Annotated in this window: 21 protein-coding genes; 12 read left to right on the forward strand and 9 right to left on the reverse strand. The window is 66.4% G+C overall.

What is annotated here, in order from left to right; translation table 11 throughout:
• Positions 1-243 precede the first annotated feature (243 nt).
• Positions 244-1617, forward strand: a complete 1374-nt coding sequence (locus QH168_RS22255) for a phosphatase PAP2 family protein (protein WP_280236709.1) — start codon at positions 244-246, stop codon at positions 1615-1617.
• Between the two features lie 229 nt (positions 1618-1846).
• Here the strand turns inward: QH168_RS22255 and QH168_RS22260 are convergent, their stop codons facing one another.
• The 3 genes from QH168_RS22260 to QH168_RS22270 all read right to left on the reverse strand — a co-directional run bounded on the left by QH168_RS22260 (position 1847) and on the right by QH168_RS22270 (position 6168).
• Positions 1847-2815 carry a DUF389 domain-containing protein gene (locus tag QH168_RS22260; protein ID WP_280236710.1) on the reverse strand — a complete coding sequence of 323 codons (969 nt, stop codon included), beginning with the start codon at positions 2813-2815 and terminating at the stop codon, positions 1847-1849.
• Between the two features lie 26 nt (positions 2816-2841).
• Complete coding sequence (locus tag QH168_RS22265) at positions 2842-4737, reverse strand: alkyl/aryl-sulfatase (RefSeq protein WP_280236711.1); 1896 nt, start codon at positions 4735-4737, stop codon at positions 2842-2844.
• A gap of 549 nt (positions 4738-5286) precedes the next feature.
• Positions 5287-6168 (reverse strand): acyltransferase, encoded by an 882-nt coding sequence (locus QH168_RS22270; RefSeq protein ID WP_280236712.1) that lies wholly within the window; start codon positions 6166-6168, stop codon positions 5287-5289.
• A gap of 444 nt (positions 6169-6612) precedes the next feature.
• Between QH168_RS22270 and QH168_RS22275 the strand changes: the two genes are divergently transcribed.
• From QH168_RS22275 to QH168_RS22305, 7 genes are all read left to right on the forward strand, one after another.
• A complete protein-coding gene (locus QH168_RS22275) occupies positions 6613-6933 on the forward strand; it encodes a hypothetical protein (RefSeq protein ID WP_280236713.1) in 321 nt (106 codons plus the stop codon).
• Positions 6930-7211, forward strand: coding sequence for a DUF6879 family protein (locus tag QH168_RS22280; RefSeq protein ID WP_280236714.1), 282 nt, complete (start codon positions 6930-6932; stop codon positions 7209-7211). Before QH168_RS22275 ends, QH168_RS22280 begins: the two co-directional genes overlap by 4 nt.
• A gap of 10 nt (positions 7212-7221) precedes the next feature.
• Entirely contained in the window at positions 7222-7509 is a 288-nt protein-coding gene (locus tag QH168_RS22285; protein WP_280236715.1) for a Scr1 family TA system antitoxin-like transcriptional regulator, read from the forward strand.
• A gap of 152 nt (positions 7510-7661) precedes the next feature.
• Positions 7662-8108 carry a GNAT family N-acetyltransferase gene (locus QH168_RS22290; RefSeq protein WP_280236716.1) on the forward strand — a complete coding sequence of 149 codons (447 nt, stop codon included), beginning with the start codon at positions 7662-7664 and terminating at the stop codon, positions 8106-8108.
• A gap of 670 nt (positions 8109-8778) precedes the next feature.
• The gene (locus QH168_RS22295; protein ID WP_280236717.1) at positions 8779-10002 is read left to right on the forward strand and encodes a helix-turn-helix domain-containing protein; all 1224 of its coding nucleotides are present in this window, start codon (positions 8779-8781) and stop codon (positions 10000-10002) included.
• 243 nt (positions 10003-10245) lie between these two features.
• Positions 10246-10536: a hypothetical protein gene (locus QH168_RS22300; RefSeq protein WP_280236718.1), complete on the forward strand. Its 291-nt coding sequence runs from the start codon at positions 10246-10248 to the stop codon at positions 10534-10536.
• Between the two features lie 132 nt (positions 10537-10668).
• Complete coding sequence (locus tag QH168_RS22305) at positions 10669-11538, forward strand: MetQ/NlpA family ABC transporter substrate-binding protein (protein ID WP_280236719.1); 870 nt, start codon at positions 10669-10671, stop codon at positions 11536-11538.
• Positions 11539-11558: 20 nt separating this feature from the next.
• Here the strand turns inward: QH168_RS22305 and QH168_RS22310 are convergent, their stop codons facing one another.
• From QH168_RS22310 to QH168_RS22320, 3 genes are all read right to left on the reverse strand, one after another.
• Positions 11559-12047 carry a GNAT family N-acetyltransferase gene (locus QH168_RS22310; RefSeq protein WP_348537607.1) on the reverse strand — a complete coding sequence of 163 codons (489 nt, stop codon included), beginning with the start codon at positions 12045-12047 and terminating at the stop codon, positions 11559-11561.
• 177 nt (positions 12048-12224) lie between these two features.
• Positions 12225-13184, reverse strand: a complete 960-nt coding sequence (locus QH168_RS22315) for a DUF5996 family protein (protein WP_280236720.1) — start codon at positions 13182-13184, stop codon at positions 12225-12227.
• A 310-nt stretch (positions 13185-13494) separates the two neighbouring features.
• On the reverse strand, positions 13495-14127 hold the full coding sequence (locus QH168_RS22320) for a TetR/AcrR family transcriptional regulator (protein ID WP_280236721.1): 633 nt from the start codon (positions 14125-14127) through the stop codon (positions 13495-13497).
• Between the two features lie 143 nt (positions 14128-14270).
• Here QH168_RS22320 and QH168_RS22325 point away from each other — a divergent pair, with 143 nt between their 5' ends.
• The 4 genes from QH168_RS22325 (at position 14271) to QH168_RS22340 (ending at position 18296) form a co-directional block, all read left to right on the forward strand.
• Positions 14271-15203, forward strand: a complete 933-nt coding sequence (locus QH168_RS22325) for a metal-dependent hydrolase (RefSeq protein ID WP_280236722.1) — start codon at positions 14271-14273, stop codon at positions 15201-15203.
• Positions 15200-16372, forward strand: a complete 1173-nt coding sequence (locus QH168_RS22330; protein ID WP_280236723.1) for a hypothetical protein — start codon at positions 15200-15202, stop codon at positions 16370-16372. Before QH168_RS22325 ends, QH168_RS22330 begins: the two co-directional genes overlap by 4 nt.
• Positions 16373-16533: 161 nt before the next feature.
• Positions 16534-17115, forward strand: a complete 582-nt coding sequence (locus QH168_RS22335; RefSeq protein WP_280236724.1) for a TetR/AcrR family transcriptional regulator — start codon at positions 16534-16536, stop codon at positions 17113-17115.
• On the forward strand, positions 17115-18296 hold the full coding sequence (locus QH168_RS22340; protein ID WP_280236725.1) for an NADH:flavin oxidoreductase: 1182 nt from the start codon (positions 17115-17117) through the stop codon (positions 18294-18296). The genes QH168_RS22335 and QH168_RS22340 overlap by 1 nt, the downstream gene beginning before the upstream one ends.
• Positions 18297-18482: 186 nt before the next feature.
• Here the strand turns inward: QH168_RS22340 and QH168_RS22345 are convergent, their stop codons facing one another.
• The 3 genes from QH168_RS22345 to QH168_RS22355 form a co-directional block, all read right to left on the reverse strand.
• Positions 18483-19466, reverse strand: coding sequence for a MerR family DNA-binding transcriptional regulator (locus QH168_RS22345; RefSeq protein ID WP_280236726.1), 984 nt, complete (start codon positions 19464-19466; stop codon positions 18483-18485).
• Between the two features lie 16 nt (positions 19467-19482).
• Positions 19483-20142, reverse strand: coding sequence for a HEAT repeat domain-containing protein (locus QH168_RS22350; protein ID WP_280236727.1), 660 nt, complete (start codon positions 20140-20142; stop codon positions 19483-19485).
• A gap of 125 nt (positions 20143-20267) precedes the next feature.
• Positions 20268-21119, reverse strand: coding sequence for an LLM class F420-dependent oxidoreductase (locus QH168_RS22355; protein ID WP_280236728.1), 852 nt, complete (start codon positions 21117-21119; stop codon positions 20268-20270).
• Positions 21120-21134 lie beyond the last annotated feature (15 nt).

Below are 21134 nucleotides of genomic sequence, written 5' to 3' on the forward strand. Positions count from 1 at the left end.
GAAGCTGGCGGCCGGGACGGGTCGTGGGTCCGGTTCGTGGATGACACCGGGTGCATGAGCCGCGCCAGGGCACATCGGGAGCGAAGTCCCACCGGTGCACGCACGCTCGTTGATACAGCGATGCCGAGGAGCCACAGCAGCGATCGCTCATGGCGCCCAGGCGGTTCGAGCAGTCGATCACCGGAGTCGGTCTGCGTTAAGTGCCCCGTCACGCCGTGTTCACGATGTACTTACGATGTCCGAATGCTTATTCACGACACGCACGGCAGTTCGACCTCGCCCCCGGAGCCTTCGGGGGTGGAGCGGCTCCGGGAGCGTGGATTTCGACCCTTCCTGGTGTGGGGCGGTATTGCCGCCGCTGTGCTTGTGCTTGTCGCGGGACAGATCATGGCCGCTCACATCCACGCGCTCGGCCCATTGACCAGCCTCTTTCGCGATTACGTCGGGACACCCAAGTCGGCGACGACACCGTGGGCGGGCTTCCTGCTGGCGCTGATCGGTGTGACCGTCCGGGTGCGGGTGGGCGCCCTCGCTGCCGCAGTCGCCATCGACGTGATCTTCGTGGCGATTCGGACATTCGACGGTCGGCCGTTCACCGTCGGCAACGGACCGACCATCGTGCTGACGGCGCTGGCGGTGATCGCCGCCCTCCGGTGGAGTGGCGCGCGACGGTGGACGGCGCTGCACACGATAGCGCTCGGAGCGCTGCTCATCCTGGCGACGAAGGTCGGCGAAATCTGGTTGGACATCACGGCCTGGGCCTGCCCTCAGGTCTTGGATCCCTATGTGGAACTGGCCGATCGCGCGCTCGGTAATCCGTCGTGGCTCGTCGGGCATGCGCTCGACCTGGCCGGTCCGGTGCCGGTGGGCGTGGTGCGCTGGGTGTACTTCGAGCTTCCGGTGGCGGCCATCGTCGTCGCCGTCTGGCAGTTGCGCGGCGTCACCACGGGTGCGTGGCCGCGGCACCACCTGGTGCGCACGTTCTTGGCGATCGGCCTCATCGGCCCCATCTTCTACGTGATCTTCCCAGTGGTCGGGCCCATCCTCGCTTTCGGACCGCAGGGCAACGGCATGGAACTCGCCGACGTGTGGCCGAATCTCGTTCCGGCGATTCCCGCCTCGGTCGAATCGATGCCCTTCGACGGCATCACACCACGCAACTGCATGCCGTCGCTGCACACGGCGTGGGCGCTGGCGCTGTTCATCCACTCTCGACGCGGGCCCGGCTGGTTGCGCTGGGGCGGTGCCTTCTGGCTGGTGTGCACGCTGATCGCGACGCTCGGCCTCGGGGCGCACTACGGCATCGACCTCGTGGTGGGCGCCGCATTCTGCCTGACGATCGAGTCCGCCCTGCGCGACCCCGACCGGGGTTGGGACCGCGCCCGCGTGCAGGTGGTCGCCATGGGAATCGCCACGTTCACTGCCGTGCTGCTGTGCATCCGCTACCTCGCCATGCCGATGGCGAACTACCCGGTCCCCTTCGGTATCGCGATCCTCGGCGCGCTCACCGCACTGTCGATCATGTTCTACCGGACCTGGTTCGCTCCGCGGCGCCCAGAAGTCGTTGCGCGCGACGCCGAGCAGGTCGAACACGCTGCGCCCCCGCGGATTCCGTGAACTGCCACCGGTTGTCGGCAACGATCGTTGCCGACAACCGGTCAGACGCCGCGGCTCGGTGAGGCGTCGCGACAGCGCGGCCGAATACATTCTCGGCGACTTGCACCGCCGTCGTGGAACACTCGGCGTCGCACTGTGCCCGCCAGCCTCGCCCACTCGGTCGCCCGCGTTCGGATCGCGCTCATATCGCGTCTCGCGCCGCGATCGTCGACGTCGGCGCCCTGCGCGATCACTCCGGAAGCCGAGCCCCGACCGTGTGGACGACGACGACTCTCGGATCCCACGGCACGAGATCGTTCACCGCTGCCTGTAGCTCGGCGACCGGCGGCAACTGTTGCGGACCGAGTACCGAGATCGTCGCGGTATCGCCCTCGACCGTGACGTCGATGACCTGCGCGCCCGGTGCGTCACCGAGCCAGTCGCGCGTCGCATCGGCGATCTGTCCGGCCCACAGGGTCGACAGCGAATTGACCACCATCGGGACCGCGACGAGCACCAGCGCGGCACCGAGTACCAGGTACGCGCGGCCCCGGCGCGCGGTCGATGCCTCGGCCTCCGCGGCGTATCCGGCGATCAACAGCACCGCGGTCACGGTGATGATCATCGCGACAACATTGGAGGCGAACAGCACGAACGCGCCGAGTGCGAGCGCGGGCGCCTGCGAACCAAGACACACGCCCACCACACCGAGCGGCGGCACCAGCGAGATCGCGATCGCCACACCGGGGAGCACATCGCCGACATCGCGTCGGGTGATCGCCACGGCCGCCACCAGCCCGGTGGCCAACGCGGCGGTGAGGTCCATCAGCTTCGGTGAGGTGCGTCCGAGGACCTGCGCATTCGACAGCACATTGACCGGATTCGGCAGTACTTGCGCGAACACGAAACCCAGCGCCACCACCACCAGGATCCCCGCCAGCACCAGGATCAGGCTGCGCCCGACGAGCGCGGCGCGGCCGGTGACCACACCCAGCGCGATACCGAGGATCGGCACCGACAGCGGCGCGACGATCATGGCGCCGATCACGGTGGCGGTCGAGTCACCGATGACGCCCGAGATCGCGATGACCGCGGAGAGCACCAGCATGATCCAGAAGGCCGACCGCTTCGCGGTGACCGCGCCGACGGACAGATCCAGCTTGTCGGTGAGTTCGTCCAGTGTCCGGCGCTGATCCGCGGGGGCCAGAAATCCCAGCATCGGAGATTCCTTCCATGTGGGCGCGATCAGGGCGTCACGATGGCGAAATCCGGATCGGGGGCATCGAGGTAGCCGACCAGCTCGACCAGTTTGCCGACGTCACCGTCGACCTGCACTCGGCCCGCACCGATCATCTGCTGGAGGTCCTCCCCCTGCACCAGCGCCGCACGCAGGTCCGCCTCGGTCAGCGAGAAGGTGGCGTCGGCGGGCGGGAGATCATCGGTGACATCGAAGTGGACGAGCAGCCCGTTGCGCAGCTGCGTGCGATGCACCGTCCCGGAGTCCTGGAGACGCCAATCGATGACGATCGTCGCCGACCAGGCCCGCGGACCGTCGACACGGAGGGCCACCGCATCGAAGATCTGCTCGACCGACAACGCGTCGGTGATATCGGATGAGGCACTGGACAGCGGTGTCCCGACGCCACCGTTGCGCAACTCGTAGGCGCCCATCAGGAAGAAGTTGCGCCAGGTGCCGTTCTCGGCGCCGTAGCCGAGTTGCTCGAGCGTATCGGCCTGTAGCGCTTTGGCTTCGGCATTGTCCGGGTCGGCGAAGATGACGTAGTTGAGCACCTGCGCGACCCAGCGGAAGTCGCCCTCGTCGTAAGACTTGCGAGCATTGGCGACGACCGTGTCCGCACCGCCCATGAAGTCCACATGCCGGATCGCGGACGCGACCGGCGGATGCTGCCACAGGGTGGCGGGATTACCGTCGTACCAGCCCATGTACCGCTGGTAGATCGCCTTGACGTTATGACTGACCGAGCCGTAGTAGCCGTGGGTCGACCACGAGTTCACCAGGGCCGGAGGCAACTGGATGTCCTCGGCGATCTCGATGCCGGTGGCGCCCTTGTTCAAGGCCCGCAGCGTCTGGTCGTGCAGGTAGCCGTAGAGGTCGCGCTGCACCGACAAGAATTCGGTGAGCCGGTCGGTGCCCCAGGTCGGCCAGTGATGGGAGGCGAACACCACGTCGGAGCGGTGTGCGTAGCGGTTGATCGCCTCGGTGAGGTACTTCGACCACACGTGCGGGTCGCGCACCAGCGCGCCACGCAGAGTCAGCAGGTTGTGCAGGGTGTGGGTCGCGTTCTCGGCCATGCACAGCGCCCGCCGGTCCGGGAAATAGAAGTTCATCTCCGACGGGGCCTCGGTGCCCGGTGTCATCTGGAATTCGATGGCGACCCCGTCGACGGTCACGGTCTGGCCGGTGTGATCGATGTCGACCGTCGGCAGGATCAGTGTCGGCAGGCCGGTCGAGGTCGTCGGGCCGAGGCCCGCACCGATCGCGCCGAGCGGCCCGCGCGGCAGGGCGGCGCCGTACATGTACGCCGCACGCCTTGCCATCGCCGTACCCGCGTACACGTTCTCTTCGACCGCGTGCTCGGTGAACCCGACCGGCGCGATGATCGGGCACTTTCCGGCATCGACATCGTCCTGGGTCGTCACCCCTTTGACGCCACCGAAATGGTCGATATGGGAGTGCGAGTAGATGACGCCGGTCACCGGGCGGTCACCGCGATGTTCGCGATAGAGGGCGAGTCCGGCGGCGGCGGTCTCCACCGAGATCAACGGATCGATGACGATCACACCGGTATCGCCTTCGATCAGCGTCATATTCGACAGATCGAGGCCACGGATCTGGTAGATACCGTCGCCGACCTCGTACAAACCTTGCATCGCCACCAGTTTCGACTGCCGCCACAGACTCGGGTTCACCGTCGGCGGGCACTCGTCGTCCAGGAAGGAATAGGCGTCGCTGTCCCACACCACCGCACCGTCGGCGTTACGCACCACACCCGGCGACAGCGCCGCGATGAACCCCCGCTCGGCATCGGCGAAATCCTGGGTGTCGCCGAACGGCAGCGAGCGCAACGCGCTGTCGTTTCCGGCTTCGATGCTGGCCGAGGCTTCCTGCTGACTGGTCATCGGATCCCTTTCGACACGGAGGCGAGCGCTATACGACGACGGCCCGCGCCGCACTGCCGACCACACGAGCGATGCGCAGCGAAGCCGAACCGACCGCCTCCACAGCCTCACAGCGGAGCGGGCGCACGACCTCACCCGAAGCGGATGAACTTCATCCGTCGACCACTTCGGACCGGTCAGCGGCTATTGCCCCTCTCAGGGGAGCTGTACTCAGAACGCTGAGTACGCCAGCGCACGGCCTCTACCTCAACATTCACCCGAACAGAACGGCCCCGGTGCATTCGAATACTCCGACTGCGCGTCGGTCCAGACCAGCAACGCCGTGCTCCGATCGTGTCCGTGCCACGCCGCGAGGCTGTGCACCGGAATCCCGGACGCGAGCATGAGCGACACCGGGGTGTTCGCAGCCCTTCGACTGGATACGCCGCCCAGCTCGTCAGCCGATCCGCCGGGACTCATTGCATACCACCTGGGTAGTAATGGCGCGCCGTCCACGACGAACCGATCGTCGACCTTCGAGATGCCAGGTGCGAGGCATTCTTGCTTCTCCTATCTGGGCGCCATCGAACCGCCTTGGAGGCATTCGGGCGCGTAGTCCATCGAACCGTCGGCGTAGATCCCAGTACCCGGTTGGTAGAGATTCCAGTCAGCACAACCCACCAGCTTCTTGTCCCCGCTGCCCGATGGCCGCCCGTATGAGTCCACCGAGTTCGGATACGGGTTTGGCTGTTGGTCAACGGGATTCCCCGGCATGGTGGGATCGGCGGCCGGTCCCGGTGTGGAAGCTGGCGCTTGCGTCGAACTGGTCACCGATACCCCGGGCGCAGCGAGAGTCGCCGCAGGCATCGGCTCCGGCAATCGCCACTCGATCCGAATATCCGACCCGCTGAGCTGGCTGTGGTAGCCAACGATCGTTGTCGAAGCAGGAATATCCAGCGTCGTTGCGCCATCCGCCGATGAATTCGGCGGTACATCTATGAGCTGATGGCGAACGACATCTATGAGCTGATGGCGAACGCTGCTCGAACATGGCTCGCTGTCGCTGGTGGATCGGTTGTGGACCACTTTGCCGCTGTCGTTGACATAGTAGAAGTCCGAAGACCACAACCAATGGACCGACGTCTCACCGCCCACCGCGATCGTCGCGAGAAACGCAGTTTTCGTGAGATGCTCCGGCTGTGCGGTGTTCGGCTTGCATCCCGCTGGATCCAACCGGGAGTTCGACACCTCGAGCAGGAGTTGTCCGGCGGCGTCTCGCACCACGGCTGTATCGCCGAGCGCCACCTCGACCGCACCACGCGGGTTGTCGCCCGAGATGTCCGGCGTGGCACCGGCGGTGTTCGCCGAGTCGTCACCGCCGTTCAAGCTACATCCGGCGGCGAAAGCCACAGCCACCAGAGCGGCGGCGAACAGGGGAGAACTGCGGCCCATCTGGATACTCCTTCACTTTGGTCTCCTTTTCGGTCTGTGCACCGCCGTCCGGCCGGTTTGTTACTTCATCGGATGGTGACGTCCAGCTGTTGCGTCCGGGCCAGTACAGCAACACCGTCAGACCGACCAAGCCGAGCACCGGGTAGCCGTGCCGTAGTGCCAGCGTCGCGAGGTCGGTTTCACTGCCAGGTATCCCGCGCCGAACCAGACCGATCGCCGTTGCCTGCCCGACTGCCATATGCACCGCCCATGTCCGAGTTGTTGGTGGACACCCACCGCCGAGGGCGTATCCACCCGGCGGCGGGAGTGAAGTGCACGCTATGAGTGGGGAGTTCACCAGAACCAGATTCTTGCTCAGCTTTGCTCAGAACGTTGACCGTGTCGTGTATGAACAGTGACGATGGGCCCACCCACGAGAGACGGAGCAAATTGGAGGCCGGAACCATGAGATTGCGCCGACTCGGCGGCGACTCCGAGGTGGGGCACAGCCCGACCCTGTTCCTGACCGAAACGAACCCGCCGCGCTACGTCGTCCAAGGCTGGCGCACCAACAAGGCCAACCAGATCGAAATCCCCCACGGTCTGCTCACCTACCTGGAACCGTGTAGTTGCCTCGGTGCACTGCTGCGCGACACCGGCCACGGCACCTTCCTGCTGACCGGTGATCCGGTCGCAGATACCGAAGCACTGGAACAGATTCAGCTCCCTGTGCACGAGACAGCCGTGGAGGTTCCCGTCGGCCGTCAGATACGGCGCGACGCATGATCCATCGTGATACGCCGGACACCTTCACCCGGTTGTTCGGTGAGGCGCACGCCTACGCGTTCCACTTGGAGACCCAGGACGACTACGGCGCGGCCGAAGGCGCGAGCTACGACCCTTGGGCTCCATTGGTCCAGGCCACCGTGGCACGCGGCGTGCAGATTCAGCGAACCCGAATCATCACCACGCCGCACAGCGACTACATCGAGTGGCTGGTGTCGCGGACCGGCAACGCCATAGCCATCGGCGAAGACATCCGCTGGTTACCCCGGCATTGGTGACGACACAGTGATGACCGGGCAACTCCGCCACCTGCTGCGCGCGATGCGTCTGCCCCGGCTGGCCATGGCGATCCTCCCCCGGATGGCCGAGTACCGTTCTCCCGCCACCAACTTCGTGATTCACGACCGAAAGACGGTGCTCGTCGAAACGGTGACCGCCGAGTTGACCATCACTCGGCCCTCCGAAATCGCGTTGTACGAGAAGTCATTTACGCTGCTGGCGGCGCAATCGGTCCACGGCGAGGAAGCGCGCCAGCTGATCACCACTGCGCTGGCGCTGCGTGCCAGCGACGCATGAAGTGTGAGCGGCAGCCTTACCCACACCAGCAATTTGGCAGTGAAGCCAACTCCTGTACGCGCAGGCAACCGGTCGACAAGGCCATCCCAAGGTCACTCGGCCCATAACGTACCGGCAGGCTGTCTTCTACTGTGTACCGGTGTTGAGAGTCTATGACCGAACCCAGCTGGGCAACATATTCGGGAACAGGAGTTGTCGACATGACCACCGACTTGCGGATCCGATTCGCCGTCGATGACGAAGTGCTCTCACGACTGCACGCAGAAGCCTTCGGCGGCGACTACACCCTGATTCCTTGGCGAGAACGACTCGAACGGCACAGCAGATCCTGGATCGGAGCATTCATCGATGACCGTCTGGCCGGATTCGTTCACGCAATTTGGGACGGCGGAAGGCATGCGTTCCTCCTCGACACCATGGTCGCCCCCGACCTGCACCACCACGGCATCGGCACCAAACTGATCTCCACTCTCGTTGATGATCTCCGCAGTCTCGACATCGAATGGCTCCACGTCGACTACGAACCACATCTCAACAACTTCTATCGAAAAGCCTGCGGATTCAATGCCACCGACGCCGCAATACTCCGACTGAACTGAGGCCGCCAGCCATCCGCGCCCAGTTCAGCGAGATCGCCGACACCGGCTCCTGCCGACCCGCCCACACCCGCGCCAACAAGAAGCCCTGAATGCCGACGAGGATCGCTGAAATCGATTGCCCTGCCTTCCTATCTGCCGCGAGTTTCAGGCAGGGGAATCGGCAACCTCGTCATCGCTGAGTTCGTACTCATCGACGCCGGGTTCGGCTCGCGTTGCCGACAGCAACTCGACCACCACCAGCATCGATACCACAGCACGTTCGGAGCATGGTTCTCCACGTACGCGAACTCGTCGGCCACATGATGCGCAAGGCCCGGCGCGACCTGACGACCGGCAACCTCGGCAGGCTCGCGCTACGAGTCGAGGCCGTGCCTGGGTATAGACACGTGGCCGGGTTTGATGTTGCAGGGCTGTTATCACAGTCGGTGACTGCGAGAGTCGCCGACAGAAGGAACTCGATATGGGCCGCACCGCCGATCAGCGATGACATCTGTTCGACAGAAGCCGGTGATGACACTCAAAATGTGCAGCGTCGGCTCCCGAGCACCCGACTTCGACCCAGCGGTGGGCATGGAGAGAATCTTGAAGCGGCGCAGGTCCTGAAACAGCCCGGAGCAGGACACGGAATGCCCGCTAGCATTGGTGTTTCGACGGTTGTCGAGGGAGCGATATGAGCGACCAGCACGAAGACCGGTACATCGGCCAGCGGGTCCGTGCGATCCGGGCGCGGCGTGGCATCTCACAGCAGGTACTCGCGGACCGGACCGGGTTGTCCCGTGGCGCAATCGCCAAGTACGAGAACGGCGAACGGCCCGTTGATTCGCGTCGTACGTTGCTTGCGCTGGCGTCGGCGCTCGGGGTCACCATCGGTGATTTGACCGGGCACGAACAGGACAAGCTCGACCCCTCCACCGCTGGATTCCACGCGGCGGTACCCGACCTCGAAACGGTGCTGTGGGCACGCGGGAATATCACCGACACTGCACCGCCGCGCACCCTCGACGAACTGGCCGCGCTCACCCACACCGTGACCAAGCTCCGCAACGATTGCGACTACGCCACCATCGGACCGATGCTCGCGCCGATGCTGACCGACGCCTACCGCCACGTGCGCGACGCCGACGCCAGTCGCGTCGAGCGAGCCTATGACGTCTTCGGCACCGTCGCCTACGGCGTCGCGTCGGCGCTGCGGGCACGCGGATACCACGCCCTCGCCTGGATCGCGGCGCAGGAGGCCGAGCGGGCCGCTGGCCATGTCGACGGGGTCGCGCCGCTCGCCGCCGCCGCGTTCAGCAAAGGACAGATCATGCTCTCGCGCCCCGGCGCGTTACCCGCCGCGTTGGCCACCACGACGGAGACGGCCGAGAAGATCGCCGCCGACGTGCGAACCATCGGCGAGATCGAAACGTACGGAATGCTGCACCTGCAAGGTTCGATCGTCACAGCGACGATGGGCGGCGACCCGGAACCGTACCTTGCCGAAGCAGCCGAACAGGCGGGCAGGCTCGCCGACGCCCGGCCGAACACCTCCGTCGCCCGCAATGAGTCATTCGGTCCCGCGAACGTCGCGCTGTGGCGTATGTCGGCCGCGATCGAGCGCCGGGAGCCCGGCCAGGTGCTCGCCGTCGCGCCGACGCTCTCGCCTGGTGACCTGCCGAGTGAGGGCCGCAAGGCTCAATACTTCGTGGAGGTCGGCCGGGCGCACGCGATGCAGCGCAACTACCGCCATTCGCTGTACGCGCTGCTGCGGGCCGAGCACGCCGCACCACAGCATGTCCGCACCATGGCCCCGGTGCGCGAGCTGGTCGGCCACATGATGCGCAAGGCTCGGCGCGACCTCACGACCGGCGACCTCGGCAAGCTCGCACAACGAGTCGGGGTCGTGCCTGCCTGATCGCATGTGCCATGGGACGGCAGTGCGACTCTTCGGTGAGATCGACACGATCGAGTCGAGGTCGGGGGCCAGCGCACGACCGGGTTGAGGTTGGCGTGCACAGCGCACGACCGGGTCGAGATTGGTGGGCACAGCGCACGACCGGGTCGAAACTGGCGTGCACAGCGCACGACCGGGTCGAAACTGGTGGGCACAGCGCACGATCGAGTGTCGAGAATGCCCGGCGTTCAGGATGATGGAAGCGTGAATGCTCCCGCACCCGGACCTGTCTTCGACGTGATCGCCGTACTGAACGGCGCGGTGGATCTGCGATCCTATCCGCGCCGGAACCTGGCTCTCAGCTCGCCGCCGCGTACGGAGTTCCGCAAGATGGGCGACAATACGTCGGTCCTCTTCGAGCCGATTGTCCACCTGCTCAATGGGATCGAATTGCTCGAATCACAGGGTTGGCAGCTGGTCAGCGTGGTCGAACGGAGCGTCGACAGCGCGAATACCAAGGAGTGCTGTCTGGTGGCGTTCATGCATCGCACCTGACCGACGCCGATCCGATCTCACCGCCCCGATCGCCTCCACGTCGGCAACATCCCTCACCCGGAACGGGCGGGATTGCGATTTCATTGAATCGAATGCTCGTGCCTTGTGCGAGGTGCGCCTACGCTGCGGGAAATGCGAATCCTGCGTCGCCTGGTGCTCATCCCGATCCTGCTGTCCCTCGCCGTCCCGGCCTGTGGCCGTGATGACGATCCGGCCGTCGTGCGGATCGGTGTGAACGATATCGCGCTGCCGCATTGGGAAGTGCTCCGCGCCAAGGCCGCCGAACGCGGGATCACCGTGGAGCTGGTCAATTTCTCCGACTACAACCAGCCCAATCCGGCGCTGTCCCAAGGCCGTATCGATCTCAACAAGTTCCAGCATGTGCGGTATCTGGCGAACTACAACGTCTCCAACAACGATGATCTCGTGCCCATCGCGGCGACCGAGATCTTCCCGCTGACGCTGTATTCGAAGAAGCACGATTCGGTGGCCGATATCCCGCCCGGCGGTGAGATCACCCTCAGCAACAATCCGGCCAATCAGGTGCGCCCGCTGCTCGGGTTGGCCGCGGCCGGGCTGATCGTGTTGAAGGGCGGTGCGACCTGGGATTCCACTCTCGACGATGTCGATACCGCGGCGTCGCGGGTGCGGGTGACCACCATCGACCCGACGCTCACCGCGCAATCGCTGGACAGTGTGGACGCCGCCTTCGTCGACGACACCTTCGCCGGTCCGGCAGGGCTCACCCGCGATCAGGTGATCTACACCGACGATCCGGAGCGCCCCGAGCTGAAGCAGTACATCAATATCTTCGCCGCACGTGCCGTCGATGCCGACGATCCCACACTACGCACGGTGGCCCAGCTCTATCACGATCCCGAGGTGGAGGCCGCGATCCGGGCCGAATCCAGCTACGACGGGATCTTCAAGGACAATGACCCGGCGGATCTGCGCGCTACCCTCGACGCGTTGGAGGACGAATTCCGTTCCAGCGAGCGCTGATCCGTGCTCACCTGCCCCGCTCAGCCGAGGTTCTTGGCGAAGCAGTTCGACAGGGGCAGCACGTGATACGGCGGAAAGATCGGAATTCGGTGGTAACCGCTGCGCTCGTAGAAGCGCACGGCCTCCGGCTGTAGATGCCCGGTCTGCAAGATCACCCGAGGCACGCCCTTGGCCCGCGCGGCCTCTTCGGCGGCGTTGAGCAACAGGTCCGCCACGCCCGAACCACGGTGCGCGGGCCGCACGAACATCCGTTTGACCTCCAGCTCGCCCGCATTCCAGCGCAGCGCCGCATGCCCCACCGGACCGAATGCGTACGCCACCAAGGTCGTCAGCACAGTGGTGGGGTCGATCGCGTTCGGTTCGGTGGACAGCGTTTTCGCCAGTTCGGCGTATCGCGGGCCCACCTCCGCGGCCATCTCCGCGCGCAGCAGGACCGCGTCCGGATGCTCCCAGTCGACGGCACGCACGGTCAGCTGCCGACGGGTGGACGAAATCGATTCAACGGTCACCGGCGACACCCTAGCCACCGGCAGCATGCCGGTAACCGGTTGCGATCAGCGCGATCCTGATGCGGTGCACGCTCCAGCGATCCGGTGGATACGTTCACGCGTCTGCTCGCCAACTCGGTCGTGACCGTGCTGGTGCAGGCGGCCATGCGGGGTCCCGGACCGGCTCTCGAGGCGTCGTCAGCGCTGCGACCAGCGTGCCGCGGCCCGTTCCTGCGACCAGCGGTGCGGGTCGCCTTCCAGTGCGGCCCGGTCCCAGTCGCCGGGCACGGCGGCCGCCTCGTAGGTGTCGTGCAGGAACGTCAGCAGGGTCGCGCGCGGGTCGCGCGCCGTACGGACCGCTTCGTACGGCAGGACGAATTCGCCGAGATCCCGGTCGAACCGGGCTTCCGGCACCCGCATCGGATAGTCGGTGAATCCGCTGGGTTCCGGGTAGGCGTACGAGTAGAAGGCTCCCTCCGCGCCGCCGCCCGGCCAGAAGCCGCTGCTGCTGAGTTCGTGCGAATACCCCTCCACCATGACCCAATCCGCACAGTGCGGTGCGCCGCCGCCGTGCTGCGGCGCCGTCCGGCCCGAGAATCGAGTGCAGGCGATATCCATGGCGCCCCAGAAGAAGTGCACCGGGCTGACCTTGCCGACGAACCCGGCCCGGAACTCGTTCAGCACAGTGTTCGCGAAGACGAGCTGACGCCAGAACGCGTGCGCCGCGGCCGGATCGTAGGAACGATGCTCGGTATCGTCGGCGAACGGCACAGACGGATCGACCTCGTTGGGCCGCCCCTGGATTCGGGTATCGAGACCGAGTTCGTCGAGCGCCCGCATCGTCTCCGCGTAGAACTCGGCGACAGTTTTCGGCGCGAGTTCCACCACCCGAACGGCTCCGTTATCAGCGCGAATCACCAGCCGATGGTCGACGAAATCGAACTCGATATCGAAGATCCGATCCCCATACGGAATCGCCGAGGTGGTGAGCCCGCGAGCGCTGACATACAACGTCACCTGCCACCAGTGATTCACCAGCGGCGCGTGAGCAAGACGGATCTTCCCGACGATCTGCGTCCACATGTGCAACGTGGCGCGAGTATCAGCCCAATCCGCCGTCCGCAGACTGGGTAGACCACTGGAACTCGATCCGCCCATCAGGTCCTCCGGTTTCCTGGTCCGGTCGCGACGGCGATCGACCGCCTCCCGCATTATGGCGCGGCGCAGCACCGATACGCGGCTATTGCGCGGTGCCGTGGCGTTTCGGCAGGGTCGGCCCTTCCAGTACGGGCGCTCGGCCCGGTGACGCCCGATCCCCGATCTGCCGCCGCGAGTCGGCCAGAGTCGTAGCCGTGAAGAATGTCACGTGCGCTTCGAGCCCGGCGAGCATCGGTGCTGGCACCACTCGATGACACGGTCGACCGCAGGTCCGGTGTCCGCGCCCATTCGATGTGGTCGACACAGCCCGTCAGGCCCCCGACGCGGTCGGTGCCGAGAACTCACGCTGGGCCGCGATGGCCGTCCCCATCCAGCGGCGGAGGTAGGTGCGGAGTTGGGCGTCGGTGCGGGGTGGGTTTCCTGGGGAGACGAAGAACGAATGCATTGTTCGCAGAACGTATTCGACGAGTTCTTGTAGGGCGGCTTCGTCGTAGCCGTGGGCGTTCCAGTCGACGTCGAAGCGGTGGATCATCGTCATGCCGAAGGTTTTGGCCTGGACGGAGGTCAGGCTGTCGGGGTCGACGTTCGTGTAGGAGGTCGACAGCATGAGGCCGAGGTGGGGGGTGCGGCGGACTTCGGTGAGGGTGTAGACGACGGCTTCGGTCATCGCCTCGACCGGATCACGCAGGCCTGCGACGTGTGCGGTCAGTCGATCGAGGAAGCCGTCGACGGAGGCGATCGCGGCCGCTGTCATGAGCGCGTCGGAGCTGGGGAAATAGCGGTAGACGGTCTGGCGGATGACGCCGAGCGCTTCGGCGACGTCGGCGATGCTGATCGCCGCGCTGGTCCGGCCGATCAATTCGACGGCGGTGGCGACGATGCGCTGACGCGCCTCCTCATCGTCTTTCGGCGGAGTCCCGCCCCACCCGCGTCTGCGCGCCACCGGGCGGACACTACCACCGCGCGGAAAGCCGTGGCCGATCTCCCGAAAGTCATCATACAAACATCTGCTTGGTTGTATGTTTACCCGCAGTGCGCCTCCCGCGGCCCACTACCGAACCACTCCCCCGACGCGAGGTACGCCCTGTGACCCACTTGCAGCCCCGAAAAATGGACTTCGGATTCGATGACGCGGATGTCCCCTTTCTGTGGAACCCGCAGAACCCGGCCTGGTCGAGCATGTCGAACGCGGTCTCGTTCCTGGCCGTCGGCTTCGAGAAGATGATCGTGAAGCTGATCATGCAGCTCAAGCCGGTGTTCACCGATCCGGCGGTCGCCGAGGAAGCCACGGCGTTCATGCGTCAGGAAGGCCACCATTCGACCGCCCACCGCCAGCACGTCAAGGCACTCATCCGGCGCTATCCCGGACTTCAGAACACCCTCGACGCGGTGATCGGCGAATTCGATCTGCTCACCGAGGCGACCTCGCACAACTACCGGCTCGCCTACACCGCGGACCTCGAAGCGACCTTCACGCCGGTGTTCAAGCTGATGCTCGACAACGAGGACACGCTGTTCCGGCCCGGTGACGATCGGGTCGCGTCGCTGTTCATCTGGCATTTCGTCGAGGAGGTGGAGCACCGCAGCTCCGCGTTGATCCTCTTCAACGCCGTTGTCGGGGACGAGCTGTACCGGATGCGGATGGCGCCATCGATCTTCGCGCATGTGATGAAGGTGATCCGCATCGCCTGCACGGGCTTCAATCAGCATGTCCCGCTGGCGGATCGGCAGGTGGACGCGCTGTCGATGTTCGCGAGGCACCGCGCCAAACAGAAGGTGCTGACCTTCTTCGCACCGTATCTGACCAAGGGCCCCATGCCGCGCGCCTTCGACGGGCTCTCGCGCCAGCAGCAGCTCACCGCACTCGCCGGGGTGGTGCGCAGTCAGATGCCCAACCATGATCCGACGCACGAGAAGCTGCCCGAGCTGGCCGGTAGGTGGTTCGAGCGCTACGACGCGGGCTATGACTGCACCCGCTGGTACACCGCCGACCAGACGGCATCGGTGGTGAACTCGTGAGCGATCTGTGCACCCCCACATTCGCCGATCTTGCCGCGCGGCTGGGCTTTTCGTGCGATGAAGCGGGCGGAACGGTCGGGTTCCGCAACCCCGCCGCACTGGAGAACTGGACGCTGCCGGTACTCGAGCTGACCATCGTGCTCGGCTCGGTGCTCGCGTTGATCTACGCGATCGTGCGCCTGCGCAGGCATGGCGATCCGACCAATCTGGTGCTCTGGTTCGGCGCCACCGCCTACCTGTTCGTGATCGAGCCGCCGCTGTACTTCCCCGCGGCGTTCGGCATCGACGAACACGTCGACACGATGTTCGCGCACAACCTGTTCACCGTGGACTTCCTGTGGGGCAGGCTGCCGCTCTACATCATCGCGATCTATCCGCTGATGGCGACGCTCGCCTTCGAACTCGTCCGAATGCTCGGCATCTTCCGACGCTACGGAGTGCTGCTCGGGGCGGCCTGTGTGGGGTTCGTGCACCACGCCTTCTACGAGATCTTCGACCAGATCGGCCCGCAACTGCGCTGGTGGGAATGGTCGGTGGACAATCCGATCAACCAGCCGATGTTCGATTCGGTGCCGTTGCCCAGCGTGGTGGTGTTCGCCGCGCTGTGGCCGATGTCGCTGGCGCTGTGTGTGCAGTATTTCGTCGGCCGCCACGTCGATGCCGGAACGCATTTCACCGGGCCGCAGCTGGTGGGGCGCACCGTGGCGATCGGGCTGCTCGCCTCGGTCGGCACATTCGTCCTGCCACTGCCCGCGACGGTGTTCGGGATGGGCAGCGACACCGTGCGCGGATTCCTCTACGCCGCAGAGCTGGTCGTGGTCTCGGTGGTCGCGGTGGTGGTGATGTACCGGCAGTGGTCGGCGCTGCGGGCGGGAACCTCGCAGGTCCGCGCCTACCGCAACGGCCTGGTCCAGTGGTACGCGTCGGCCTACCTAGCGGTGATGGCGGTGCTCTGGGCGACGGCCCTGCCCGACTACTTCGGGGCCGTGGACGGGGTCACCGCCAACGGCGATCCCATCGGCAACCTCTGGTACACCATCGCCTGTTTCGTCGTCGCGATCGCGGCTGTGCTCGCCACGTTCACCGTTCCACGAGGACTGCCGCCCGCCCGTCCGGACGAGGATGCCGCAGACGCGACCCGACCTGCCGCACACAACACCGCGCGGTAGGTCGCGGACGCTCGAGACGCAAGACGATCACACCGTGCCGCCGGCTCCGGCCAGTGGCATGCCCGGATGGCGACACGGCGTGATCGGGCGTCGGGGATACGAGCCGCCGTCGCGTTGAATCAGCGATTGAATCACTGATTGAATCGTGTTCTACTGACTGTGTGCGACAGACCGAACACACCACTCGGGAGCGGTTGTTGACGGCCGCCGAGAGCTTGCTGCTCGAGTCGGGGTACGAACGGGTCTCGATCCGCGCGGTCTGTGCCGCGGCGGAGGCGAACCCGGCCGCCGTGCACTACCACTTCGGGTCGAAGGAAGCGCTCGTCGCCGCGCTGATCCAGAGCAGGCTCGGCCCGCTGTGGGAATCGTCGATGGACGGTCTCGAAGGCCGAGGCGCTTCCGTCGCGGAATGTGTCTCGGCGGTGATCGATCCGCTGGTGACGCTGGCCGAGGATCCGATCGGGCGGCTGCACCTGCGGCTGCTGTCACGGCTCGTGCTCGGCCGCCACGATATCGGTTGGACCGCACGCTGGTTCACCGTCGATCCGTTCGTCGCCCTGTTGCGCCGGCGGCATCCCGACCTGGCGGGCCCCGAGGCGCGGACGCGCTGGATGCTGGCCTTCGACCTGATTCTCGGTCAGTTCGGCGCACCGCTCGCCGACGACCGGGTCCTGTCCCCGCACGCGGTCACGACGCTGCACGCCTTCGTGACCGCGGGTTTGTCCGCGCCCGTGGAGTCATGATGAACAAGGTATTCACCCCCGCCCGGCTGGGGCCGATCACACTGCGCAACCGCGTGATCAAGGCCGCGACCTTCGAGGGCCGCACACCCGACGCACTCGTCACCGACGATTTGATCGAATACCACCGCGCCCCCGCCGCGGGCGGAGTCGGCATGACGACCGTGGCCTACTGCGCCGTCTCCCCGGAGGGACGCACCGATCGCCACCAGATCTGGATGCGCCCGGAGGCAGTGCCGGGTCTGCGGCGGCTCACCGAGGCCATCCACGCCGAAGGCGCCGCCGCGAGCGCGCAGATCGGGCATGCGGGCCCGGTCGCCAACGCCGCGTCGAACCGGCTGCCCGCACTCGCACCTGGCCGGATGTTCAGCCCGCTCGGGATGGCGCGCACCGTCCGGCCCGATGCGGCCGAATTGCAGCGGGTGGTGCGCGCCTTCGCCGACGCGGCGCGCACCGCCGAGGAGGCGGGATTCGACGCCGTCGAACTGCATTTCGGGCACAACTACCTGATCAGCGCGTTCTTCAGTCCGCTACTGAATCACCGCCGCGACGGCTACGGCGGCAGTCTCGCCAATCGCGCGCGGCTGGCCCGCGAGGTCGCGCAGGCGGTGCGCGAGGCGGTCGGTGGCCGGATCGCGGTGCTGGCGAAACTGAGTATGGACGACGGAGTGGTCGGCGGTCTGCATCTGGAGGAGAGCTTGCAGATCGGGCGCTGGCTCGAGCAGGACGGCACCCTCGACGCGCTGGAACTCACCATCGGCAGCTCCCTGCTGAATCCGATGTACCTGTTCCACGGCGACGCCCCGCGCAAGGATTTCGCCGCGACGTTCAGTGGCCCGATGAGCTGGGGCATGCGTCTGGGTGGGCGCTTCTTCCTGCGCGAATACCCCTATCACGAGGCGTACATGCTGGATATGGCCCGCCAGTTCCGCTACGAGCTGACCATGCCGCTGGTACTGCTCGGCGGCATCACCACCGCCGAGACGATGCGGCTGGCGATGGACGAGGGGTTCGAGTTCGTGGCGATGGCCCGCGCCCTGCTGCGCCAGCCCGATCTACTGCTGCGCATCCAGGAGAACGAGCACACGCCGTCGCTGTGCACGCACTGCAACAAATGCATGCCGTCGATCTTCACCCGCACCGCCTGTGTGCTCGCCCGCCCCGACCAGCCGGCCGCGATCTGAGTTCACCGACCGAACAGCAGCACGCGGCCGGGCGTCGGCATACTCTTCCCGACCATCCATCGTCACTGCCGGAATGCCGCCTCGGGTGAACCGAATTCACCCGGTCCGCTCCAGCCGCTGTGATTCGGAGCCGGACGTGGCCGCGCGGCTCATGGCCGAACTCGACGATGCGCGGCACCGACTCCGTCACTCCCGCAGAATCGCGGCGGCGGTTCCCGCGACCGTCCGATCGGCATCGCCGGTCAGCTCGGCCAGGGTTTCTCGTGCGGCGGCGCAGGGAATTTCGGCGAGCGCCTGTGTGATCCGCAGACGCGTCGGCGGGTCGTCGGTGGCGCCGAGCCGTTCGGTCAGGGCTTCGACGATGGCGTCGGCGGCGTCGGGTTCGGCCAGCGCACCGAGCGTTTCGGCCGCTTCGACATCGGAGCGGCCCTCGACGACCATCTCCAGCAGTGCCGGTATCGCCTCGCCCACCCGGCGGGCCCCGAGGGCCAGCGCCGCGCGATCGCGCACGGTCACGTCATGGTCGTCGAGCGCTCTGCGCAGCAGCTCCGCCGCTTCCGCGGTGGGCACGGCCGCGATGGCGACGGTCGCGCGGCGCCGGACCGCGACCGTCGGCGAATCCAGCCCGGCGGCCAGATCCGGTAGGCCTTCGCCCGCCGCACGCGCCAACGCCCAGCGCAGCGCGCCCGCGACGTTCGGATCGTCCTCCGACAGCGCCGCCGCCACCAGCGCATCGATGGGTAGCGAACCCTCGTCATGGGTCAGCACCGCCTGTTGGCGACGGCCCAGCGAATCCGATTCCAGCGCCCGCAGCAGGGTGACGATGCTCATCACCTCACCCCACTGCACCGGGGCGGCCGCGTCGATGTGCTCGAGCCTTCCGAGCAGTTCTTCCTCGGCGGCGATCCGCGCCCGCGTCTGCCGTATCAGCTGCCCCACCAGATCGGCCGGTGCGAAACCTGGATCGTCCAGTGCGCGTTTGGTTTCGCTCAGTGACAGGCCGAGGGTGCGCAGGGATTCGACATGGAAGAGGCGACGGATGTCGTCGGCGGAATACTCGCGGTAGCCGCCCGAGGTACGGACCGAGGGTGTCACCAGGCCCAAGGCGTCGTAGTGGCGCAGCATCCGGGTGCTGACGCCGCAGCGCCGCGAGACTTCACCGATCAACATCGCATCGCCCTTCCCGCTATGCGTCTCGGCCGGTCACCGCGACGCGCTTGGCCAGCTCGACCGACACCGTGAACGCGCTGTCTGGATCCAGGCGGAGCCGCTCGGTGGCCTCCGCATGTGCACGCACCCGTGGATCGGGATGCGCCATCGCAGTGTCCAACACCGGGGCCACGGAATCGCCCAGCGCCACCAGGGCGCGGCTCAGACTGCGCTGCATGGAGTGGTCACCCCGGCCGAGCGCCGTCGCCAGATCCTCGGCAAGGCCACCCTCCGCTCCGTCCGGAACGAGCACCGCGGCGGCCCGCCACGCGCTGAGCGCGACTTCGTCGTGCTCATCGTGCAGCAGTGCCGACACCGCGGGCCAGGCACTGCCATCACCGATCTTGGACAGGGTGTGCAGCGCCTGACTGCGGGCTTGCGGCGTGCCGGAGCCCAGTTCCGCGAGCAACATCGGCACCGTGACCTCGGCCGGGAGACGGCACAGCGCCCAGGTCAGCATGTCCCGGACGTAGAAGTCCGGTTCGACCGCGCACCGCGCGACAAGGACCGGCGCCAGGCCCGGATCCCCGGCCGTACCGGCCGAGAGCGCGGTGCGCAGCCGGACCGAGGCATCGGCAGCGGCGAGAGCGTCGACGAGGCGAGCGGCCTCCTGGTTGGTTGTGTTCACGACAACCACCTCCTTCGTCGACCATTCGAGTCCTTGTCACAGTGTGAAGGTCAAGTGCGGAGCTTCGGCGGTGCGGGAACGGGACCGCCGCCCGACCCCCGAGATCGGCCGGAGCGCAGGAGGTCGGCTCGTGCCTAGCGCTGCCCGTCGAGTTGTTCGGCGAGCCGCACGATGAAGGCGCGGACCTCATCGGTGTCCGCATCGGGCAGCGAGAACACCACCTCCGCCACCCCGATATCGCGCCAGTGGGCGAGTTTCTCGCGATCGGGTTCATCGGCGAGCACGACGACCCGCGGATCGCCGGTGCGGCCCGCGTCACGCCACAGCTTCTCCAACCGCCGGATACCTGCGTCGATGTGCTGTTCGATGGGGGTGGTGATCCAGCCGTCGGCCGAGCGCACGATCCACGCGAAATTCTTCTCGGTACCACCCGCCCCCACCAGGATCGGCGGGCGCGGCTGCTGGATCGGCTTCGGCCAGGCCCAGCTCGGGCCGAACCGGACGTACGCACCGTCGTAGGCCGCCTCCTCCTTGGTCCACAGTGCCCCCATGGCTTCGAGGTATTCGCGCAGGACGGTGCGCCGTTTGTTCGGCGGCACACCGTGATCGGCGAGTTCTTCGAGGTTCCAGCCGTATCCGACGCCGAAGACGACCCGTCCGCCGGACATGTGGTCGAGCGTCGCGATCGTCTTGGCGAGGGTGATGGGGTCGTGTTCGAGAGGAAGGGCGACCGAGGTACCGAGCCCGATCCGAGTGGTGACGGCCGCCGCCGCGCCGAGCGCGACCCACGGGTCGAGGGTGCGCATATAGCGGTCGTCGGGCAGGGTCTCATCGCCGGTGGCCGGATGGTCGGAGGTGCGCGCCACCGGGATATGGGTGTGCTCGGGGACGTAGAAGGTGTCGAACCCGTTGTCCTCGGCCGAGGTCGCGGCGTCGGCCGGTGAGATTCCACGATCGCTGGTGAACAGGGACAGACCGAATTTCATGATGCTCCTACCGAT

This window comes from Nocardia cyriacigeorgica, from assembly GCF_029868385.1.
Lineage (GTDB): Bacteria > Actinomycetota > Actinomycetes > Mycobacteriales > Mycobacteriaceae > Nocardia > Nocardia cyriacigeorgica_F.